Below are 3651 nucleotides of genomic sequence, written 5' to 3' on the forward strand. Positions count from 1 at the left end.
CGAAATTGGGTCTGTAGCTCAGTTGGTTAGAGCGCACCCCTGATAAGGGTGAGGTCGGCAGTTCGAATCTGCCCAGACCCACCAATTTTGTGTGGGAAACGCCTGTAGAAATACGGGGCCATAGCTCAGCTGGGAGAGCGCCTGCCTTGCACGCAGGAGGTCAACGGTTCGATCCCGTTTGGCTCCACCACTACTGCTTCTACGTTATGAAAGCTTAGAAATGAGCATTCCATTGTTGTGATGGTGAATGTTGATTTCTAGTCTTTGATTAGATCGTTCTTTAAAAATTTGGGTATGTGATAGAAAGATAGACTGAACGTTACTTTCACTGGTGACGGATCAGGCTAAGGTAAAATTTGTGAGTTACTCTGTATTGAGTATTATCGAATTTTCGGCGAATGTTGTCTTCACAGTATAACCAGATTGCTTGGGGTTATATGGTCAAGTGAAGAAGCGCATACGGTGGATGCCTTGGCAGTCAGAGGCGATGAAAGACGTGGTAGCCTGCGAAAAGCTTCGGGGAGTCGGCAAACAGACTTTGATCCGGAGATGTCTGAATGGGGGAACCCAGCCATCATAAGATGGTTACCTTACACTGAATACATAGGTGTATGGAGCGAACCAGGGGAACTGAAACATCTAAGTACCCTGAGGAAAAGAAATCAACCGAGATTCCCTTAGTAGTGGCGAGCGAACGGGGACTAGCCCTTAAGTGGCTTTGAGATTAGCGGAACGCTCTGGAAAGTGCGGCCATAGTGGGTGATAGCCCTGTACGCGAAAATCTCTTAGTCATGAAATCGAGTAGGACGGAGCACGAGAAACTTTGTCTGAATATGGGGGGACCATCCTCCAAGGCTAAATACTACTGACTGACCGATAGTGAACTAGTACCGTGAGGGAAAGGCGAAAAGAACCCCGGAGAGGGGAGTGAAATAGATCCTGAAACCGTATGCGTACAAGCAGTGGGAGCCCACTTTGTTGGGTGACTGCGTACCTTTTGTATAATGGGTCAGCGACTTATTTTCAGTGGCGAGCTTAACCGAATAGGGGAGGCGTAGCGAAAGCGAGTCTTAATAGGGCGTCTAGTCGCTGGGAATAGACCCGAAACCGGGCGATCTATCCATGGGCAGGTTGAAGGTTGGGTAACACTAACTGGAGGACCGAACCGACTACCGTTGAAAAGTTAGCGGATGACCTGTGGATCGGAGTGAAAGGCTAATCAAGCTCGGAGATAGCTGGTTCTCCTCGAAAGCTATTTAGGTAGCGCCTCATGTATCACTGTAGGGGGTAGAGCACTGTTTCGGCTAGGGGGTCATCCCGACTTACCAAACCGATGCAAACTCCGAATACCTACAAGTGCCGAGCATGGGAGACACACGGCGGGTGCTAACGTCCGTCGTGAAAAGGGAAACAACCCAGACCGTCAGCTAAGGTCCCAAAGTTATGGTTAAGTGGGAAACGATGTGGGAAGGCTTAGACAGCTAGGAGGTTGGCTTAGAAGCAGCCACCCTTTAAAGAAAGCGTAATAGCTCACTAGTCGAGTCGGCCTGCGCGGAAGATGTAACGGGGCTCAAACCATACACCGAAGCTACGGGTATCACTTAGGTGATGCGGTAGAGGAGCGTTCTGTAAGCCTGTGAAGGTGAGTTGAGAAGCTTGCTGGAGGTATCAGAAGTGCGAATGCTGACATGAGTAACGACAATGGGTGTGAAAAACACCCACGCCGAAAGACCAAGGTTTCCTGCGCAACGTTAATCGACGCAGGGTTAGTCGGTCCCTAAGGCGAGGCTGAAAAGCGTAGTCGATGGAAAACAGGTTAATATTCCTGTACTTCTGGTTATTGCGATGGAGGGACGGAGAAGGCTAGGCCAGCTTGGCGTTGGTTGTCCAAGTTTAAGGTGGTAGGCTGAGATCTTAGGTAAATCCGGGATCTTAAGGCCGAGAGCTGATGACGAGTTAACTTTTAGTTAACGAAGTGGTTGATGCCATGCTTCCAAGAAAAGCTTCTAAGCTTCAGGTAACCAGGAACCGTACCCCAAACCGACACAGGTGGTTGGGTAGAGAATACCAAGGCGCTTGAGAGAACTCGGGTGAAGGAACTAGGCAAAATGGCACCGTAACTTCGGGAGAAGGTGCGCCGGTGAGGGTGAAGGACTTGCTCCGTAAGCTCATGCCGGTCGAAGATACCAGGCCGCTGCGACTGTTTATTAAAAACACAGCACTCTGCAAACACGAAAGTGGACGTATAGGGTGTGACGCCTGCCCGGTGCCGGAAGGTTAATTGATGGGGTTAGCTAACGCGAAGCTCTTGATCGAAGCCCCGGTAAACGGCGGCCGTAACTATAACGGTCCTAAGGTAGCGAAATTCCTTGTCGGGTAAGTTCCGACCTGCACGAATGGCGTAACGATGGCGGCGCTGTCTCCACCCGAGACTCAGTGAAATTGAAATCGCTGTGAAGATGCAGTGTATCCGCGGCTAGACGGAAAGACCCCGTGAACCTTTACTATAGCTTTGCACTGGACTTTGAATTTGCTTGTGTAGGATAGGTGGGAGGCTTTGAAGCGTGGACGCCAGTCTGCGTGGAGCCAACCTTGAAATACCACCCTGGCAACTTTGAGGTTCTAACTCAGGTCCGTTATCCGGATCGAGGACAGTGTATGGTGGGTAGTTTGACTGGGGCGGTCTCCTCCTAAAGAGTAACGGAGGAGTACGAAGGTGCGCTCAGACCGGTCGGAAATCGGTCGTAGAGTATAAAGGCAAAAGCGCGCTTGACTGCGAGACAGACACGTCGAGCAGGTACGAAAGTAGGTCTTAGTGATCCGGTGGTTCTGTATGGAAGGGCCATCGCTCAACGGATAAAAGGTACTCCGGGGATAACAGGCTGATACCGCCCAAGAGTTCATATCGACGGCGGTGTTTGGCACCTCGATGTCGGCTCATCACATCCTGGGGCTGAAGCCGGTCCCAAGGGTATGGCTGTTCGCCATTTAAAGTGGTACGCGAGCTGGGTTTAGAACGTCGTGAGACAGTTCGGTCCCTATCTGCCGTGGACGTTTGAGATTTGAGAGGGGCTGCTCCTAGTACGAGAGGACCGGAGTGGACGAACCTCTGGTGTTCCGGTTGTCACGCCAGTGGCATTGCCGGGTAGCTATGTTCGGAATAGATAACCGCTGAAAGCATCTAAGCGGGAAACTAGCCTCAAGATGAGATCTCACTGGGACCTTGAGTCCCCTGAAGGGCCGTCGAAGACTACGACGTTGATAGGTTGGGTGTGTAAGCGCTGTGAGGCGTTGAGCTAACCAATACTAATTGCCCGTGAGGCTTGACCATATAACACCCAAGCAATTTGACTACTCTAACGAGCATCAGATTGCGGTGTGTGAAGACGATAGAACCGAAAGTTCGATCTCACGAAAACACCGAAAGCTATCACATACCCAATTTGCTGAAGCGAGGCCATGTGGTCACGACTCAGTACCCGAATTTCTTGACGACCATAGAGCATTGGAACCACCTGATCCCATCCCGAACTCAGTAGTGAAACGATGCATCGCCGATGGTAGTGTGGGGTTTCCCCATGTGAGAGTAGGTCATCGTCAAGATTAAATTCCGAAACCCCTGTTTGCTAACGCAAACAGGGGTTTTGTTTT

2 tRNA genes and 2 rRNA genes are annotated in these 3651 nt (G+C 50.7%); all 4 read left to right on the forward strand.

Going from position 1 to position 3651, the window contains the following annotated elements:
* The first annotated feature begins 7 nt into the window (after positions 1 to 7).
* The 4 genes from AACY52_RS28170 to rrf all read left to right on the forward strand — a co-directional run bounded on the left by AACY52_RS28170 (position 8) and on the right by rrf (position 3603).
* Positions 8 to 84, forward strand: a tRNA-Ile gene (locus AACY52_RS28170).
* A gap of 30 nt (positions 85 to 114) precedes the next feature.
* Positions 115 to 190, forward strand: a tRNA-Ala gene (locus tag AACY52_RS28175).
* Between the two features lie 249 nt (positions 191 to 439).
* Positions 440 to 3331, forward strand: a 23S ribosomal RNA gene (locus AACY52_RS28180).
* A 156-nt stretch (positions 3332 to 3487) separates the two neighbouring features.
* Positions 3488 to 3603, forward strand: a 5S ribosomal RNA gene (rrf, locus tag AACY52_RS28185).
* Positions 3604 to 3651 lie beyond the last annotated feature (48 nt).

Source organism: Pseudomonas sp. EA_65y_Pfl1_P113 (assembly GCF_963970525.1).
GTDB classification, from domain to species: Bacteria; Pseudomonadota; Gammaproteobacteria; order Pseudomonadales; family Pseudomonadaceae; genus Aquipseudomonas; species Aquipseudomonas tritici.